We start from the raw sequence: 15,656 nt of genomic DNA on the forward strand, positions 1-15,656 counted from the left end.
CCGAAGCAGCCTGACGTCCCCGACCGCCTCGCCCGTCAGGGCCCGACCGGAGAGCCTACGTGGAAGAGCTGGGCAGACCAGCAGACAACGCCTGCCCAGTCCACGGCAACCGCTCCACATCCGGCTCACAAGCCCATCAGAAGATCACTCTCGGCCCCATCGGTGGATCGAGGTTTAGGGCTCGCCGATAAATAATTCGTCGGCGAGCATCGCTCCTGAGCTGCGGTGTCAAGACCCGGAGCACGCAAGTTATTTCCCGGCAAGCCCTTAGGGGTCCTTGCACTATGAGCGTCCGATGAGGTCGCGTGGTCTGGTGCCGTGCATCGCAAGGCGCCGGAGAGCCCTGGATGGGGGTGCCCCCTGCTCGAGCGGAGCCGAGAGCTTGGGGGAGGAGCTACCTGGGCTTTTCGGCAACGCGGCGATGGGGGTGCCCCCTGCTCGAGCGCAGCCGAGAGCTTGGGGGAGCGGTGCCAGGCCGCGCGACCCGGGCGGGCATAGTGACAAGGACCCCTTAGGGCGTAGGCGGGCCCGCCGCTGCCTTGGTGGCCCTGTCATGCTGCGCGGCATGAGTCCCGCAAGCCTCACGAGAGGGGCCCGTCACGCCTGGCGGATGTCCCTGATCTCGTCGGGGTGATGTCCGCCCTGCTGCGGGGCTCACGTCCGGCAGACCAGATCGCGGACTCGATCTGGAGCTCTGCCCTTTCATGAGATCTGCCGCAACGTATCTCGCCCTCCCAGCGTCGCGTTGACGGTTACGGAGGCGCTGAGCGGGGGGCCTCGTGGACCAGGTGTCGATCCCGGCCGAGCCGCGACCCGCTGGTGCGGCGGCGTTGTCCCTGCAACGCACCTCACCGACCGAGCGACTGCGCGTCGCCCATGACGATCACCGGATGCTGATCGGGGTCCAGCGCGCGCAGCAGTTCTCTCATGTGGTTCCGGACCAGGCTCACACAGCCGTGGGTGGGGCCTCCGTGGTCGACGTGAAGCCAGATGCCGCCGCCCTTGTCGGCGCCGAGCGGGCGTGTCCAGTCGAGTGGGGAAGTCCCGGCCTTGCGGTTGTAGTTGATGGCCACGACGTAGTCGAAGGAGCCGGCGAGGGGCTCGCCCTCGAAGCCCGTGCCTGCGATGGTGAAGCTCTGCGACTGGTCGTACGGCAGCTCGGTGCCGGGGTCGGCCAGTCGTCCGCCGGCGTCCGTGAGGGCGAACACGCCGATGGGCGAACGGAGATCGTCGAGTTGGTGGTTGTCTGTCCATCCCTTGAGGGCGTTGTGGGCGGGCCAGGTCGCGCCCGGCTCCCAGCCCGTAGGGGTGCGTCGGTACAACACCACGTGCGACCGGGGCGAGTTTCTGCCTTCGCCGGTGACGACGACGACCTGCCGGGCGTTCTCGGGGATCTCCGCCAGCGTCCGGGGACCCAGGCCCGGTAGCTGAGCGGACACGGGATGGGAGGTGGACGCGGATGCCTTTGCTCCCGCCGCTGTCGAACCGGGTCTCGCCTGTGTGGTGACCGGCGCGGGAAACCGGGTGTCCTGTGCTCCCCTGGCGGCCGTGGGTGCGTCCTGCGCGCCCCCGCATGCGGTGAGCGTCGCGGCCAGGGCCAGGAGGGCGACGTGACGCCCTCGGTGGGGGCGACGTGTTGATGAAGCCATGATGTCAGCCTCGCCAGGACTTTTGAGGAACTCGTCAGCTTCGACGCATGAATTTGGCAGTGAGGTGGAACGACAGCGGGCCGGGCCCGCAGTCCACTCCCCCCAGGGCATGTTCCAGCCGTTGATGCCGTTGTCGGGGGCGATGGTCTTGTCGTCGGAGTTCTTCACTACGACCACATCGCCGTCGAGGGAGTGGTCGTAGAGCCAGGCGCCGTCCTGGGCCGGGTCGCCACCGCCCCCGCGCTTCGTTCAGCCCCAAACAGCCGTGGCTGATGTCGGACCGCCCGAACACCGAGTCCGCCCCAGTAGTTGCCGTGGATGCACGTGCCGGAGGTGGACAGGCGCATGGCGTGCGGGACGTCGGGGATGTCGTACTCGCCGGCGAAACCCACCCTGGCTCCGTTCATCCGGGTGCAGAGCAGCTTCTGCGAGAGACCATCCGGCCGTTGCACATGGGCGAGCTCTGCGCGCCTGCCGTGATCGGTATCGTCTGCACTGTCCGGCCGTCGCGGACGACCTTCATCCGGTGCGTCGACGCGTCCACGGTGGAGAGATATGACTACGGCCGACAGTGAACCGGAGGATCTTGTTCTGCTCCCCGTAGGCGCTTGTGGCACCTTTGACTCCGTCGAGACGGATCCTGGCGATAACGGTCGAGTGCGGCATCCCCTACTGCTGCGGACGGAAGTCGCGGCGTCGGCCGCCGAACCAGTGCCCCACGACGGGCTGGCCGCTGCGGGAGGGTGCTGTCGAAGGGGGCCTTCTTGTCGGTGATGGGCTTGTCGAAGGTGAACGAGGCCGGCATGCCCGCCCCGACCGTGAAGCGGTGCAACGGGCTGTAGGTGCCGGTGAAGCGGTCGGCTCGGTGAGGGTTGTGAACGTCACCTTCTTCGTCGCCGTAAGTCCGCCGTCGTCGGCTGCCGTCGCCGTCGGGCGGTAGGTCATACCGTGGTCGAGAACGGCACCGGGCGCCCAGGCTGCGTGGTTGGTGGACAGATCGCCGGGCGCGGCCTTGCCGTCCGCGGTGGTCAGTGCCCTTGGTGATCCGGCCTGCCTTGGCTGTCACTCGGCCGCCGCGGCCCACGCAGAATGCTCCTGCCCGTCGGCGGCGTTCAGTTGTACGCGCAGCCCCGGCCGTGCCTTGGCCGCGGCTGAGGACGTCTGCGCGGCGTTCCCCGCGGGGTTCTTCCCGTCTTATGAGCTGGTACTGCAGCCGGCCAGAAGGCACACACGGACAGGGCGGCGATGGCGGGGGCGGCGCGTGCGACGGGCGGATTCTTTGCCGAGCAGGCGCACAGGGTGAGGTGCGGTTATCAGGAAGTTGTCAGGGTGTGGGAAGAACCGCAGACCCGGCCGGTACCGCCTCGGCACCGTTCAACAGACTTACAGTCGCTGCCGTGTGCGCACATATTCTGGTCGCGGAAGACGACCACATGCAGGCCGAACTCATCAGGCGACTGTTGCTCAAGGAAGGTCACACCGCGGTGGTCGTCTCCGACGGCCGGGCCGCGATCGACGAGGCCAGCAGCCAACGGCCCGATCTGGTCGTGCTGGACCTGATGCTGCCGGGCATCGACGGTTTCGGGGTCTGCCGTGTGCTGCGCCGCGACCGGGACGTGCCGGTCCTGATGCTGACCGCCCGCACCGCCGAGGAGGATGTACTCCTGGGCCTCGACCTCGGAGCGGACGACTACATGACCAAGCCTTACAGCCCACGGGAGTTGCTGGCTCGGATACGTACCGTTCTGCGCCGCGCCCTTGGCCCGGCCGAGCGCTCTCCCGCACTGCGCGTGGGCGGGATCAGCGTCGATCCCGTACGGCACGAGGTCGTCTGCGACGGGGCACCGATCGTCTGCACCCCCGGTGAGTTCGCCATCCTCCGCGCCATGGCGGCCGAGCCCGACCGGGTCTTCACGCGCCGTCAACTGCTGCAGCACACCCGCGGTCACGACCGCGCCTCCACCGAGCGCGCCATCGACGTGCACATCATGAACCTGCGCAAGAAGATCGAGCCCAGCCCGCGCACCCCTGCACGGCTGTTGACGGTGTTCGGCGTCGGCTACAAGCTCGTTGACAGCCGGCATGGCTGCTGACTCCCAGATTCCATGGCGCAGGAGCCTGCTGGTACGGCTGCTGCTGACCTCCGTGGCCATCGCCTTGCTGTCCGTGGGCGCCACCGCCTGGCTGGCGGTGCAGCTCACCACCCGTGCCATCCAGGAGGAGCGCGGCCAGGTCCTGTCCGACGACTCCGAAATCCTGCGCCGGCTCAGCGGCTACGCGGCCACCCACGCCGACTGGAACCGAGTCCGGTCCACGGTGCGTACCCTCTCGCGCACCATGGACCGGCGCATCGCCCTGACAACCGCCGGCGGACGTCTCATCGCCGACTCGGCCACCGCCGGCACCGCGCTGCCCGCCCGCGCCTCGGCCACCGTCGACCCGTTGCGCATCGACACCTACACCGAACCGGGCGCCCAGCTCTCCGGCATAGACCCACGTGCGGTGGGCCCCTATCTGCTCCCGCCCGACGAACGTGCCCAGGTGAGGAAGCTGGCGAACGTCCGCCTGCTGTGCATGCGCAAGAACGGAAGCGACGGCAGCACCCGGCAGATTCCCAGCGGACGCACGTTGGTCACGGCCGATGGCGACAACGCCGACGTGCCGCTGGAGTGCGCCGACGGACGGCTCAACACGCCCACGCCCACCGAGAGCAAGGCGCTGTCGAAACTCAAGGTCCTGATGTCCCCGTGCTTGGACAAACAGCCGCCCACACATCGCCCGTTCCCCAGCCCCCAGCTCGATCTCATCCCCGGAGCTCCCCCCCTGGCGATGGCCGACTACTCCCCTCTTCCCGCCGACTACGAGCAGACCCAGACCTGCATCGCCAACGCGCGGCGTACCCAGCTCGACCCGCACGTCGCTCCGCGAGCCGCCCTCTATCTGGGCAGCCGGGGCCAGCAGGAAGCAGGCTTCGACCTCTCCCCCGCCAACAAAACCAAAATCATCGGCGTTTGCGGACTCGTCCTCGCCATCACCATCACCCTGACCGCAGTCGTCGCGGTCCGCCTGGTCCGGCCCCTGCGGGCCCTGATTGCTGCGGCCCAGCAGCCCCCGGAGCGCCATGCCCGCGTCGCCGTCACCACCAAGGACGAGACGGGCTTCCTGGCCGCCGCCTTCAACGAACTCACCGCGCGCCGCGAACAACTGGAGGCTCAACGCAAGGCCATGGTCAGCGACATCGCCCACGAGCTGCGCACCCCGCTGACCAACATCCGCGGCTGGCTGGAGGTCACCCGCGACGGCCTGCTCGACCCGGATCCAGATCTCATCGCCTCCCTGCACGACGAGGCACTGCAACTGCAGCACATCATCGACGATCTGCAAGACCTCGCCGCGGTCGACGCGGGCACACTGCGGCTGCACCGCGAACCCCTGCGCGCGGACGAGCTCGTCGCCCAGACCGTGTCCGCCCACCGCAGCCGCGCCGAGGCCGCCCACGTCCGCCTGCTGACCCACACCGACACCGGGCTATGGATCAACGCCGACCCGGTACGGATGCGCCAGACTCTGGCCAATCTCGTCTCCAACGCGCTACGCCACACACCCGCCCACGGCACAGTCACCCTCACCGCCCGGCACTCCGGCGAACTGGCCGTCCTCACCGTGGAGGACACCGGCGACGGAATCGCCCCCGACGACCTCCCCCACGTCTTCGAACGATTCTGGCGGGCCGAGAAATCCCGCAGCAGACGCACCGGAGGCAGCGGCCTCGGCCTGTCCATCGTGCGCCAGTTCGTCGAGGCACACGGCGGCACCGTCACGGCCCACAGCACACCCGGTGCCGGAGCGGTGTTCACCATCCGGCTCCCCCTCACCCGGCAACCCGACAGCCCAACGCCATGACACACGCGGGACCAGGAGGCATGCCCCGGTGCGACGCGAACGGAACCGCACGCCTCGCCAACCCCGGCACCAGCAGCCGGCCTCCAAAACGGTACCCACGCTTGGCAACCACACGACGACACTCCAGCGCGACCGACCGACGGTCCACACCCCCCAAAAAACGGATCTTGTCCCTGATCGAGGAACCGCTGCGCGGTGGGCGGCCGGCCACCACACCCCTCCGTCCCACAATCCGATGGCCCCCACACGTCCAGTCCAGCGGGCCAGGCGCCGGCCGAGGGTACGGATGACGGCGTCGCCGGTGGCGTGTCCGTAGGTGTCGTTGACGGCCTTGAAGCCGTTGGCGTCCAGCAGCAGGACATGCACGGCGCCGCGGCGCCGGTGCGCAGCAGCCGATCGGTGTGGGTGAGGAGGGCGGGGCGGCCGGGTAGCTGGCCCCGGGTGAGGCCCACGGCTTGGTGCGCGCCGCCGGCAGCCACCCAGGAGGCCACTGGGTTGAGTACGGGGAAGGTCGTCTGGTTCGCACTGCGCCATGGCTGATCACCGAGCCGGAACCACTGACTCGGGTTGCGTGGGTGTATGCGTCACCCGCCGATAATTCCTGGCGACGAAGGGCGGGGTGACTTATGATCACCGCCATCATTGTCATGCTCATCGCACGGTGATGTCCCGTGCGATGAACTGACGGAACGGGAGGGGGAGCAGATGACGCTGCGCAGCTTCGTCACCAAGTCCGCGGTCGCGGCCACCGCAGGGGCCACTTTCTTGCTTTTCGCGACGCCCGCCCAGGCGAGCTCGGGCTGGGACTACATAGGCACCACGGACTTCCCCGTCAGCACTGCTGACTACATACGCACCATAGGCAATGCGCTGTCGACTGGCGGCGACATACAGGCCTGCATCACCAGCGGCAGCACCAGGGCACGCGCCTACGACCTCTGGGAGTACGACCCCAACAACGACGACGAGTTCGTTGGCGCGGTGGACAACGCCGGATGCTGGATCTGGCGAGACATCGGCAAGTACGTCGACGGCGACAACAAGCGCGCGGAGTTCTACATCGGTACCTACGACAACGAAGCTCTCTGGGTCAAGTGGTACGACTGACCCCTTGCGCTGCCAGTCGATGAAGCATGCGTGCCGCTGACGGCGCGGACGACGAAGGGGGCCCCGGCACCGGGCCCCCCTTCGTCGTCCTACTGGTCGTTTCCTGCTCTGCCGGGGTCCAGGGTCACGCCGTCCGTCGGGCTGGCCGTCGTCGGCTCATCCGTCGGCTCCTCGGTCTCGCGCCGTGTCGGGGTCGGGGTCCAGGTCGGCTGAACCGCCGCGCCCTGGTCGGTGTTCAACACCGCTGCCGCTCCAGAACATGCGGCTGGGCTGGTGGTTGCCCGCCGGTACAGGGGCCCGGTGGGCCGGGTCTGGATCCCTTATCGGCGCCCCGGCGCAGGAACTCCTTCGCTCGGTAAGGCAACAGAGCCCCGTGGGCCCCGGCATCTGGTGCGGGTGATGGGGCTCCTTGGAATCAGCCAGTCACGCTCAAGGTCCTCACGTGACTGCAGGTTCAACCAGAGGCGGGCGGCCCGGGGTTGTCGGTACCGATGTCGCGCGCCGGATACATCTGCAGCCTGCTCAGCCGGTGTGGCGGCTCCTCCTCGGTCGCCGCCTCGATGCGCAGGTCGGCGAGGCGCGCGTGAAGATACTGCGGTTCGGCCTGCACTTCAGTGAGGCCCTCGCGCAGTCGCTCGGCCACCGTACTGAAAAGGTGGGTGACCCAGTCCAGGGGCACGAGGCTCAGGTAACGATCATCGAAGTGTCGTCGCAGTTCCTCCTCGTCGGGGGGTGTCCATCCCGGGGTGCCGGCCGCCGCGAAGCGCGATATCACCCACCGCACATGCGTCAGGGCGTGGCTCGCCGGGTTTTCGGCCTCGACGCGTTCCTTGAGTGCGGCCCAGCTCGGCAGCCCGTGCTCCCGGGCGATGGCCAGCTGAGCTTCGTGAAGTGCTGCGAACTCCCCTGCGGAGAGGCGACGCTTCGCCTCGGTCTTCAGGTACCGGAGGCTGGGCCTGTCGGGGAAATGGCGCGGTTGATCGGACAAGGCAGTCCTTCCTCGGCGCCCGCGGGTCCGCGACATCGGGCTGGAAGATCTGCCAGTGATCTTCATGTGCAACCGGTGAGCTTGCAGCTCTTCCCGCGGACCCAGAGGCGGCCGGGAAACCGCCAGCACGACGCTACACCGCGCCCCCCGGCGCAGCAAATGGATTTTGCACCGCCCACGGCACTGAAAAAGGGCTGCGCCACCTCCACCGGACCGGGGGCTGGCGCCCGGTCACCGGGAGACAGCGAGGTGACGCCGATTGCCCCGAACAGCACTGCCTGTCCGAGCGGGAAACAAGAGCAGGTCTGGGGACGGCCCGAGTGCGGATGGGGAATTTCAAGGACACGGGGCCCACCGCCAGGGTTGGGGGTGTTCATGAACCGTATTGGGAGCGGAAGTGAGCGCCTTGCCGGTGGCGAGTCGGGACCGCGACCTTGGCCGATCCGTCCGTGTGCGTACGTGGACCGGCCACACCGTGCTCAGTGAGCTCGGTGTCAGTCGTCGATGGCCTGGTAGAGCGTGGTCCAGAAGTCGTGGATGAGCCGCGCCGAGTCCAGGGTGGACATCTCGACGTGGGTGAACAGGATTCCGGTGAGCTGGTTGTCCGGGTCGGCGTAGGCCGTGATGCCGGTCCCGCCGTCCCAGCCGAACTGGCCGATGGGCGCGTGGTCGCCACGATGGGTACGCGCTGCCATCCCGAAGCCCCAGCCGCCCTGCTGCCCTTGGCCGACCGAGATGGGGGCGATGTTCCTGTACATGGTGTCCCGGGCAGCTTGCTGCTCGGGCGAGAGGCGGTTGGTGGTCATCAGCTCGACGGCAGGCCGGGACAAGATCCGTTCGCTGCCGTGCATGCCGTGGTTCAGCAGCATCCGGAAACAGGCGTGGTATTCGTCGACGGTGGATACCAGTCCGCCGCCGGCGCCCTGAAATGTCGGAGGCCGGATGGTCCTTCCGCCTTCCGCCTCGTCCCACACGAGGACTTTCCGGTCTGCGGATCGGGTCCGTACAGGGGCGGCAGTCGGTCGATCTTGTCGGCGGGCACATGGAAGGCGGTGTCCTTCATTCCCAGCGGAGCGGCACGCCTGGCTCACCGAGGCCATCATCGGCATCCATACCGCTTCCCGTGGCACCTACGGCTTCCGCCGCGTGCACGCCGAACTCGCCCTGGGATTAGGCATCCACGTCCCGTCCCTCGCAGGCCGCCAACGCACAAACGACGCCGTGACCGTAACCATGACGAACCGGCCCGCAGTACAGCAGGGACCGTTTCGGGCAGCTGAACGGACTGGCCATCGCATCGTTCTGGGATCAAATGGTCTTGAGGCGCCTGAGGGCCGGCCCGGGCAGACCTTCGGGAAGCTCTGCCCGGGCCGGTGTTCCACGGTCGCGGTGTTCCACGGCTACCGACAGCTGGGCTCAGGCGTAGAACGGTCCCGGATAGGACCAGGTCGTCGTGCCGAAGATCTCAGGATCGTCGATCGTGACGCGCACATTGCTGAGCTTGAGTCCGTACTGGGTCGGGGTCATTCCGGTCGGGCAGTCGACGTCCACGATGGGAGTGAAGTTGACGAACCAGTTGGGTCCGAAGTCGCCGGAATACTGCCGGTTCCGGTAGACGACACCGCTGGCGCCGCCCTCGATATAGACCGAGGAGAGCCGACGCTGTTCCTGGTGGACGACGAAGGACGTGGAGTGGTCGAAGCTGCCGTCAGGACGCAGACAGCCGAAGGTGCGGTCCGTGTCGGCGTACGCGTAGAAGTCCCCCGAGGGCACGAGTCCTGCCTTGTAGCCCGGCTGCTCGCGGACGTTGTGCAGTACCGTCCCCAGCTTGAATCCCCCGCAGCCGGGCGACGGGTCGAACTGCCGGGCATAGAGCTGGCAGGTGTTCGGTTCGCTGTAGATGGCGTCCGGGTCCGGGGTGTACGGCTGGGGCACGCGGGCCCCATGGAAGTTCATGGTCATGGAGACCCCGCCCGCGGTGGGCGCCGGGATCTCGACGACGGTGCTCGCGTGGGCGGCGTTCGGTCCGGTCAGGACGAGCCCCGTCGTGGCGAGTAACGCGACACCGAACCGAGCCAGAACGCCGCGGATTCCAGTTCTTGGCATGAAGTGCTTTCCCCCTTGATGCACATGAAGGAAGCACGCTAACCGCTGCTCGGCACTCTCACCAGAAGATCTACTTGAATCCTCACAACCGGAGCCTGGACGATGAATCCTGTGCTGTCAGCCTGAGGCCTCCTTGAGGGGTTCCCCAACACTCCGGCAACCGGTTCGGCTCAACCACTGCGGCCAGTTCCGTGGCCGAACCTCGCCCCGGCTGGCGGGCCGCCTGCCTGGCTGGCCGTCGTCAGTGTCTGCTGACGCGGCGGGGCTCGGTCAGCCCCGCCGCGTGCGCGCCATCACGACCGCGGATGTTACTTCGTTAGATCTGTGGTGGTGTTGAGAGTCTGGCCCAGACCATCTTTCCGGAGTTCTGGCCTGCGAGCAGCCACATGATGAGCTCAGTGCTTCGATGATGTACAGGCCACGTCCGGACTCGCTGAGCTGTGCCAGGCTTGCAGCGGGGGTCAGCGCACGCCGCGGTGGGGTCCGGGCACTCTGCGAACCGGCACCATCGAGCTCACCCGGTGGCTGAACTCCCGCCCATCCGGCGAATGTTGACCGACCTGATCCCCACCGCGAAGGCCCAACACTGGGACCTGCCGAGGTCGTCCGCGTTCTTCTCTCCTAGGAGGCCGCCGGCCGGGAGGCCGCGAACCCCACGCCCGCCGCCAGCGGGCCGGTTTCCCCGCAGGCCCGGCCGGTGCATCAGGCAGGGCCACGGCCGCACGTCGTGACGGCGCCTGGCAAACGAACCGGTTCATGCCGGACCTTCCGAGAAAGCCGTGAGCCCGGCTTTCGAAGACCCGCCGACGGCCCTTGTCAGGCCGAGGTCAGCGCATTCCTCGAGAGGCGATCATGTCGCAGCTTCCATTCATGCTCTCGCACGCGGCGCTGCCCACCGCCACGACGGCACGCGTTCCGGGGACGGCGCTCATGTCGGCGACCGTGCTGGCGTAACTGGTCGAGGTCAGTTCGGTGGGAGGTGCCTCCTGAACCCACGAGGCACCATTCCACCGGGAGAACACCGGGTGATCAGGTTCGCCCACCAGCCAGCCCACTGCCCACAGCGTTCCGGAATTGTCCGCGATCACGTCGTTAATGAATTCTCCGTACTCCGGGGCAGGCAGCTGACGCCACGTCTGACCGTCCCAGCGGGCGGCGCTCCTCGTCGGCACCGCCTCGTTGGTCTGGACGATGACGTGCAGGTCTCCGTTCGGCGTGGTGGCGGCACCTGACAGCTGCCATCCCGCCTCGTGAGTGAACGGTACGGGAACGCTCTTTACGGTCCATCGGCGGCCGTCGAAGTGGTAGAGCAGTGGGGTGTGCACACCACCGTTGTCGCTCAGCACACTGACCCAAACATCGTCAGGGCCGGTGCCGGTGACAGACTGAGGCTCGACCGTACCCCCGCCGGGTGCGGCCGGGAGCTTCTCCGTCCGCCACGTCCTTCCGTCCCAGCGCTCAATGCTTCCCCCTGCGTACTGCCCGGTGGACTCGTTCCAGTCAAAAGTGGACAGCCAGACCGAGTTGCGCCCCAAAGCGGTGAGATCCATAACAAACCGGGTCCAGCCCTCAGCGGGTGCCGGACGCTCGGTCTGGGTCCAGCCGTCGCCGTTCCAGTGCCGCAGCACCACCGGGTCACCGGCATCGACGGCTTGTTGGGGGAGACGGTTCGCCGTGTGGGCTTTGACCTCGTCGGGAAGCGACGCGGTTCGAGACCTGTCGATATAAGTTCCCGCCGCCCAGACGTCCTTGGGACCGAGGGCCTCCACGTCGTGCAGCCGCACCTCCCGTCCGTCCGTGCCGCCGAAGGGCACCTCGCTCCAGCGCGCGCCGTCCCAGCGTCTGACCAGCGGATTAATCGTCCCCAAGGCGTCCTGGGCCGTGCCGACCGCCCAGATGTTGGTCGGACTGGACGCGTCCACAGCGAGGAACTCTGCTGCCTGTTCCGGGTTCAGGGGCGCCGCGAGCTTCCAGGGTGTCGCCTCAGGATCCACCTGTGCCTGCGCCGGTGAGGGGGCAAAGGCGAAAAGGTACGCGGCGGCCGCGGCGGCCGCGAGTCGTGCCCTTCTCACCAGGCGGGGTCGTGTCGAGGTTGTCATAGATGTATTCCTCCTTGTGTTGACGACCGGGCCGGAAGCCCCGGACCGGCAGGAAAGGACGAGCGCACGGACACGGGTTGTGGCCATCTGCGTTCGCGGGTTCAGTGGCGGGTGCCGGAGGGCACCGTGATCTGGCGATCAGCCCAGGTCCGGCGCGCAGCGACGGGCACATCCCTGCCGGTAGCCCGACCACTGCGCCGACGACCGGCGCACCGTGGCCGGGTACCTCGTTCGTGGCTCGCGACGGAGGGACCTTGCCAGAGTTGCTCTGGGCCGGCAGGCCGGCAGGGGCAGCGTGCTCGCTGCAGCGAGCACCATCCACATACTGGGCAAACACAAGGTGATCACTCGTCCGTTCAGAGGGGCGCCGCCCGGGTCGGGTATCGGGTGCGATGCACACAGGCCGCGCGCGACTGTCGCCGCCCGCTTCCAGGCAGCCTGGAAGGTTCGCCGCGATGGGCGTGTGCCGTCGGCGCCGTAACGCCACCGCGCCTTGGAGAAGGCCCTGGCCCTGGTGGTTTCCTGCACGTTCCACATGTGACGCGCACCACATTTCATGTGGTCGCGACTGTCGTACTGCGCCCCTCACCCAGTTACAAGGCCGGAGTCATACGGCGGAGGCCGCACATCCGGTCCATGAAGCACGGCAGGCGAGGGGCGCAGCGCATGCAGTCGAGAAGTGCGACGGAACGAGGGGCTGACGATTTCGTGGCGGTCCGTCGGTCGGCGCTCCTGGGGCACGCCGCTCTCGCGGGCGGGGATCCCCACACGGCCGAGGACCTGCTGCAGGAAGCGCTCGTCAAGCTGTCGCCGACCTGGTCCCGGATCGCGGACGGAGCACCGGAGGCCTACGCCCGGCGACATTCTGGCCCGTTCGGCCGCACGAGCGGCCAGGCGATGCTGGCGAGGCGAGCGGCCCAGGGAAAGGGCTCCCGGAACCCCCGGCCTTGGCTGAGGCGACCGGTTCGGCGGAAGACCGCGTTCGGTTGGGTGGGGGTCCATCTGCCGGTACGGCAGCGTTACGGCTGTCCTGCTGTGCCCTCCTACTTCGATCTGCCGGAAGGTCAGATCACCGAATGCCTGAACTGCGCCCCTGGGGACCGCCTCGTCACTCGTCTCACAGGGCATGGCGACGTTGCGGCCGCTGATCGCCCGCACCGAGGCGGGGGTGTCGGCGTGAGCGGTGCGCTGACCGGCATAGCGACCGTCTGCAGACCGGAGGTGCTCGGCACATGCGGATCGGGGCGAGTCGCGAGGTGGCCGGCACAGGGCGCGCAAGGGGTTATCCCGTCCCGAGGTGCCTGGATCACCTCTCTCCCCGGCCGGCCACAACCAGGCGCGGCTATACCGGCAGCAACGGTGCATCGGACTTGCGGGTGAGGGGGAAGAGGTGTCGGTGAAGGGCACGTCGTCGGGACTTCGAGGGTTTCGTCCACGCTCGTGGTCCGCGGCTGCTCCGCGCGGCGTGACTGCTGACGGGCGATGCCCACCTGGCGGAGGGCTTTGTCCAGACGGTGCTGGCGAAATGTGGCCCAAATGGCACCGGATCGCTGGGAGAACCCGGAGGCAACGCCCGCAGGACCCTGGTCAACACGTTCTCGTCGTGGTGGCAGCGACGCTGGCACGGTGAGGTTCCACGCGGTCAGCTGCCCGACTCCGCCACGGCGGACGTGTACGCGGGGATCGATCTGCAGCATTCGCTCGCAGCCGCGGTGCGTGCCCTGCCGACCCGGCAGCGCGCCGTTGTGGTCCTGCGCTACTGCGAGGACCTGAGTGTCGAGGAGACCGCCGAGGTGCTCGGTTGCAGACCGAGCACGGTCAAGAGCCAGGCCATCAAGGCGCTGCGCGCGTTGCGGGGCGTGCCGACCCTGCACACTCATGTGGAGGATGGGGAGCACGGTGCACAACGCTGACGACAATGACGCGCAGGAGCGGCAGTTGCGCAAGTTCCTGGAAGGCGCCGTGCCACTGCTGCAGGCGCCGCCGAACCGTATGCGCCACATCCACACCAAGCCGGACTGGCGTTTTTTCACGGAGCCCCAACAGCAAGCCCAGGCCGGTGACAATCGACCCGTGCTGAAAGGACCAGCCGTGCAATCATGATCTGGATGCGCCAGCGATCGTCGGGCCCGGGCCGGCACCAGATGTCGTGAACTCCCAGGGACAGAACCTCGTCCGACGCCCACGGACGCAGGCTTCCCGGCGGGTCCGCGGCCCACCATTGCCAGCCCGACAGGGCCTGCTGGGCCACGAGCTGGTCACGCCGCAGCAGCAGGACATCGACGTCCCCATGGCTCCGGATTCGGCGGCCCACCGCGAGCTCGATCTGTTGAACCAGCGTCATCCCGCATCGCCGGCATGTGCTTCGCGCCTGCTTCGGCTGGCCCTCACCGATCATCAGGGCCCGGCGACCTGGCGGTCGCCGGGCCGCAAAGCGGTGTCGTCAGGCGGGTGATGCATCCGCGACGGGGAGCTGTTCCGTCCCGCCGCCGAAGGGGAGGAAGACAGTGCGGCTGGCGAGGAACCAGGCGCCGTCGATCTTCCGGAAGATGTCCTCGTAGTGGCCGACGTTCGCCGGGAGCCTGGGCTCGATCATTCCACCTGAGTAGCCGTCGACCCGGTATGTCGTCAGATACGAGACGGCCCGCGCTGTCGCCTCGGACTCCACCGTGACCAGGATGTTCGTCATCAGACGGCGCGACAGCCTGTCCGCGGGGCGAGAGGCGAAGTAGGCGCGCAGAGCCTCGCGCCCCTCGATGCGCCGGTCCCCGAAAGGCCAGTGCCAGAGACCATCGGGCGTGAACAGCTCGGCCACCGAACCCGGGTCACCGAGGTCAAGGCGGTGGATGAAGTCCACGATGAGGCGCTCGCAGGCGCGTTCCGCGAGCATCCGCTCGACCGAGAGCATCACCTTGTCGTCCATACCCCTGTCTATCAGCCCCAACAGGTCCCAGAGCAACGGATTTTTTCGCACCGGCACCGGCACCGGCAGGGCGCGATCTTCGCTCCCCACTCTCCCCACTCGATTTACCAGCGGACGAACCGAGGCGAAGATCGGCCGTGGGGATTTTCGCGAAACCTCATCCGCCGCAAGAGTCACCCACGACCCACAGAACGGTTTCCAGGTCATTGCTGGACCGAGGAGGGCGTAGCCGACCATGCGGCCGTCACGGTGGTAGGCCGGTTTGCCTTTGCAGGTGGGCGGCTTGCACTGGGAGCGCTGTCCGAAGGAGAAGGCCGTCGAGGCACGACAGGCCGTCAAGCACGCCCCCCGGCGCGGTTCCGGATCCGGTGCGGTCCAGGCCCTGGAGCCGATGCAGGCGGCCGGGCCGCACCCTCTCGCTCTCTCGCCCGGGTCCGCCACTCAGGACGGCTGCCGTGGCACAGTGGCGCTATGTGCGGCCGCTATGTCTCCACCCGCAGTCCGCAGGACCTGACCCGGCTCTTCGACGTCGCCGACTGGCGCGCCGAGGAGACACTGGCACCGAACTGGAACGTCGCCCCGACCGACGACGTGTATGCCGTACTCGAGCGCGCTCCACGCGAGGACGTTGACGAAGGCTCCGTGCGCAGGGAACTACGGCCGCTGCGGTGGGGCCTGGTGCCCTCCTGGGCGAAGGACCCGAAGATCGGCTCTCGGATGATCAACGCGCGGGTGGAGACGGTGCATGAAAGGCCCGCCTACCGCCGTGCCTTCGCCCGGCGCCGTACTGGACGTCGGCTTGCTGACCAGCCGGGAGTCCGTCGGGTCGGCAGCTCACCGAGCACCGCCGAGCCGGCGTTGCCGGTGGTCAGGCTGCTGAC

At 68.0% G+C, this 15,656-nt stretch carries 10 protein-coding genes and 7 pseudogenes; 7 read left to right on the plus strand and 10 right to left on the minus strand.

All coding sequences use genetic code 11. From position 1 onward, the window contains the following. Window positions 1–848: 848 nt before the first annotated feature. Together EF387_RS41970 and EF387_RS48965 are read right to left on the minus strand one after the other, a co-directional pair. Window positions 849–1,649, minus strand: a complete 801-nt coding sequence (locus tag EF387_RS41970; RefSeq protein WP_128381904.1) for a L,D-transpeptidase family protein — start codon at window positions 1,647–1,649, stop codon at window positions 849–851. A 669-nt stretch (window positions 1,650–2,318) separates the two neighbouring features. Then, window positions 2,319–2,681 (minus strand): Ig-like domain-containing protein, encoded by a 363-nt coding sequence (locus EF387_RS48965; RefSeq protein ID WP_274388986.1) that lies wholly within the window; start codon window positions 2,679–2,681, stop codon window positions 2,319–2,321. Window positions 2,682–3,046: 365 nt separating this feature from the next. Between EF387_RS48965 and EF387_RS41980 the strand changes: the two genes are divergently transcribed. After that, a complete protein-coding gene (locus tag EF387_RS41980; protein WP_202918542.1) occupies window positions 3,047–3,742 on the plus strand; it encodes a response regulator transcription factor in 696 nt (231 codons plus the stop codon). Continuing rightward, a complete protein-coding gene (locus EF387_RS41985) occupies window positions 3,732–5,552 on the plus strand; it encodes a sensor histidine kinase (RefSeq protein ID WP_128381875.1) in 1,821 nt (606 codons plus the stop codon). Before EF387_RS41980 ends, EF387_RS41985 begins: the two co-directional genes overlap by 11 nt. Before the next feature lie 237 nt (window positions 5,553–5,789). Here the strand turns inward: EF387_RS41985 and EF387_RS49545 are convergent. Next, window positions 5,790–6,086: pseudogene (locus EF387_RS49545) on the minus strand (diguanylate cyclase domain-containing protein); the annotation flags it as partial. Between the two features lie 231 nt (window positions 6,087–6,317). On the opposite strand from EF387_RS49545, the gene EF387_RS41995 reads away from it, so the two are divergent. Further along, the gene (locus EF387_RS41995; RefSeq protein WP_128381876.1) at window positions 6,318–6,659 is read left to right on the plus strand and encodes a hypothetical protein; all 342 of its coding nucleotides are present in this window, start codon (window positions 6,318–6,320) and stop codon (window positions 6,657–6,659) included. Window positions 6,660–7,113: 454 nt separating this feature from the next. On the opposite strand, the gene EF387_RS42000 is transcribed toward EF387_RS41995, so the two are convergent. Further along, window positions 7,114–7,713, minus strand: a complete 600-nt coding sequence (locus EF387_RS42000; RefSeq protein WP_128381877.1) for a P-loop NTPase family protein — start codon at window positions 7,711–7,713, stop codon at window positions 7,114–7,116. A 428-nt stretch (window positions 7,714–8,141) separates the two neighbouring features. Further along, window positions 8,142–8,719, minus strand: a pseudogene (locus tag EF387_RS42005) (serine hydrolase); the annotation flags it as partial. Window positions 8,720–8,721: 2 nt separating this feature from the next. On the opposite strand from EF387_RS42005, the pseudogene EF387_RS48975 reads away from it, so the two are divergent. Beyond that, window positions 8,722–8,826, plus strand: a pseudogene (locus EF387_RS48975) (IS3 family transposase); the annotation flags it as partial. Window positions 8,827–9,063: 237 nt separating this feature from the next. Here the strand turns inward: EF387_RS48975 and EF387_RS42010 are convergent. Both EF387_RS42010 and EF387_RS42020 read right to left on the minus strand, forming a co-directional pair. Continuing rightward, entirely contained in the window at window positions 9,064–9,753 is a 690-nt protein-coding gene (locus EF387_RS42010; protein ID WP_128381878.1) for a hypothetical protein, read from the minus strand. A gap of 827 nt (window positions 9,754–10,580) precedes the next feature. Beyond that, entirely contained in the window at window positions 10,581–11,852 is a 1,272-nt protein-coding gene (locus tag EF387_RS42020) for a hypothetical protein (protein WP_128381879.1), read from the minus strand. A gap of 1,451 nt (window positions 11,853–13,303) precedes the next feature. Between EF387_RS42020 and EF387_RS42030 the strand changes: the two are divergent. Next, window positions 13,304–13,765, plus strand: a pseudogene (locus EF387_RS42030) (SigE family RNA polymerase sigma factor). Next, window positions 13,752–13,955 carry a hypothetical protein gene (locus tag EF387_RS46910; protein ID WP_155589824.1) on the plus strand — a complete coding sequence of 68 codons (204 nt, stop codon included), beginning with the start codon at window positions 13,752–13,754 and terminating at the stop codon, window positions 13,953–13,955. The pseudogene EF387_RS42030 and the gene EF387_RS46910 overlap by 14 nt, the downstream one beginning before the upstream one ends. On the opposite strand, the pseudogene EF387_RS48985 reads toward EF387_RS46910, so the two are convergent. The 3 genes and pseudogenes from EF387_RS48985 to EF387_RS49820 form a co-directional block, all read right to left on the minus strand. Next, window positions 13,948–14,196 (minus strand): annotated as a pseudogene (locus EF387_RS48985) (nucleotidyltransferase domain-containing protein); the annotation flags it as partial. The gene EF387_RS46910 and the pseudogene EF387_RS48985 sit on opposite strands and share 8 nt — an antisense overlap. 99 nt (window positions 14,197–14,295) lie before the next feature. After that, window positions 14,296–14,775, minus strand: a complete 480-nt coding sequence (locus EF387_RS42040) for a nuclear transport factor 2 family protein (RefSeq protein ID WP_128381880.1) — start codon at window positions 14,773–14,775, stop codon at window positions 14,296–14,298. Between the two features lie 210 nt (window positions 14,776–14,985). Then, window positions 14,986–15,054 (minus strand): annotated as a pseudogene (locus EF387_RS49820) (DUF6009 family protein); the annotation flags it as partial. A gap of 192 nt (window positions 15,055–15,246) precedes the next feature. Here EF387_RS49820 and EF387_RS42045 point away from each other — a divergent pair. Beyond that, a pseudogene (locus EF387_RS42045) lies at window positions 15,247–15,561 on the plus strand (SOS response-associated peptidase family protein); the annotation flags it as partial. Window positions 15,562–15,656: the final 95 nt, after the last annotated feature.

Origin of the sequence: Streptomyces cavernae (genome assembly GCF_004023625.1) — a bacterium.
Taxonomy (GTDB): Bacteria; Actinomycetota; Actinomycetes; order Streptomycetales; family Streptomycetaceae; genus Streptomyces; species Streptomyces cavernae.

What these genes read in the sequence shown, in the direction of transcription:
- EF387_RS41985 (WP_128381875.1), top strand. Translation starts at nt 3,732, where the DNA reads ATGGCTGCTGACTCCCAGATTCCATGGCGCAGGAGCCTGCTGGTACGG.
- EF387_RS42000 (WP_128381877.1), bottom strand. Translation starts at nt 7,713, where the DNA reads ATGAAGATCACTGGCAGATCTTCCAGCCCGATGTCGCGGACCCGCGGG.
- EF387_RS42010 (WP_128381878.1), bottom strand. Translation starts at nt 9,753, where the DNA reads ATGCCAAGAACTGGAATCCGCGGCGTTCTGGCTCGGTTCGGTGTCGCG.
- EF387_RS42020 (WP_128381879.1), bottom strand. Translation starts at nt 11,852, where the DNA reads ATGACAACCTCGACACGACCCCGCCTGGTGAGAAGGGCACGACTCGCG.
- EF387_RS42040 (WP_128381880.1), bottom strand. Translation starts at nt 14,775, where the DNA reads ATGGACGACAAGGTGATGCTCTCGGTCGAGCGGATGCTCGCGGAACGC.
- EF387_RS41970 (WP_128381904.1), bottom strand. Translation starts at nt 1,649, where the DNA reads ATGGCTTCATCAACACGTCGCCCCCACCGAGGGCGTCACGTCGCCCTC.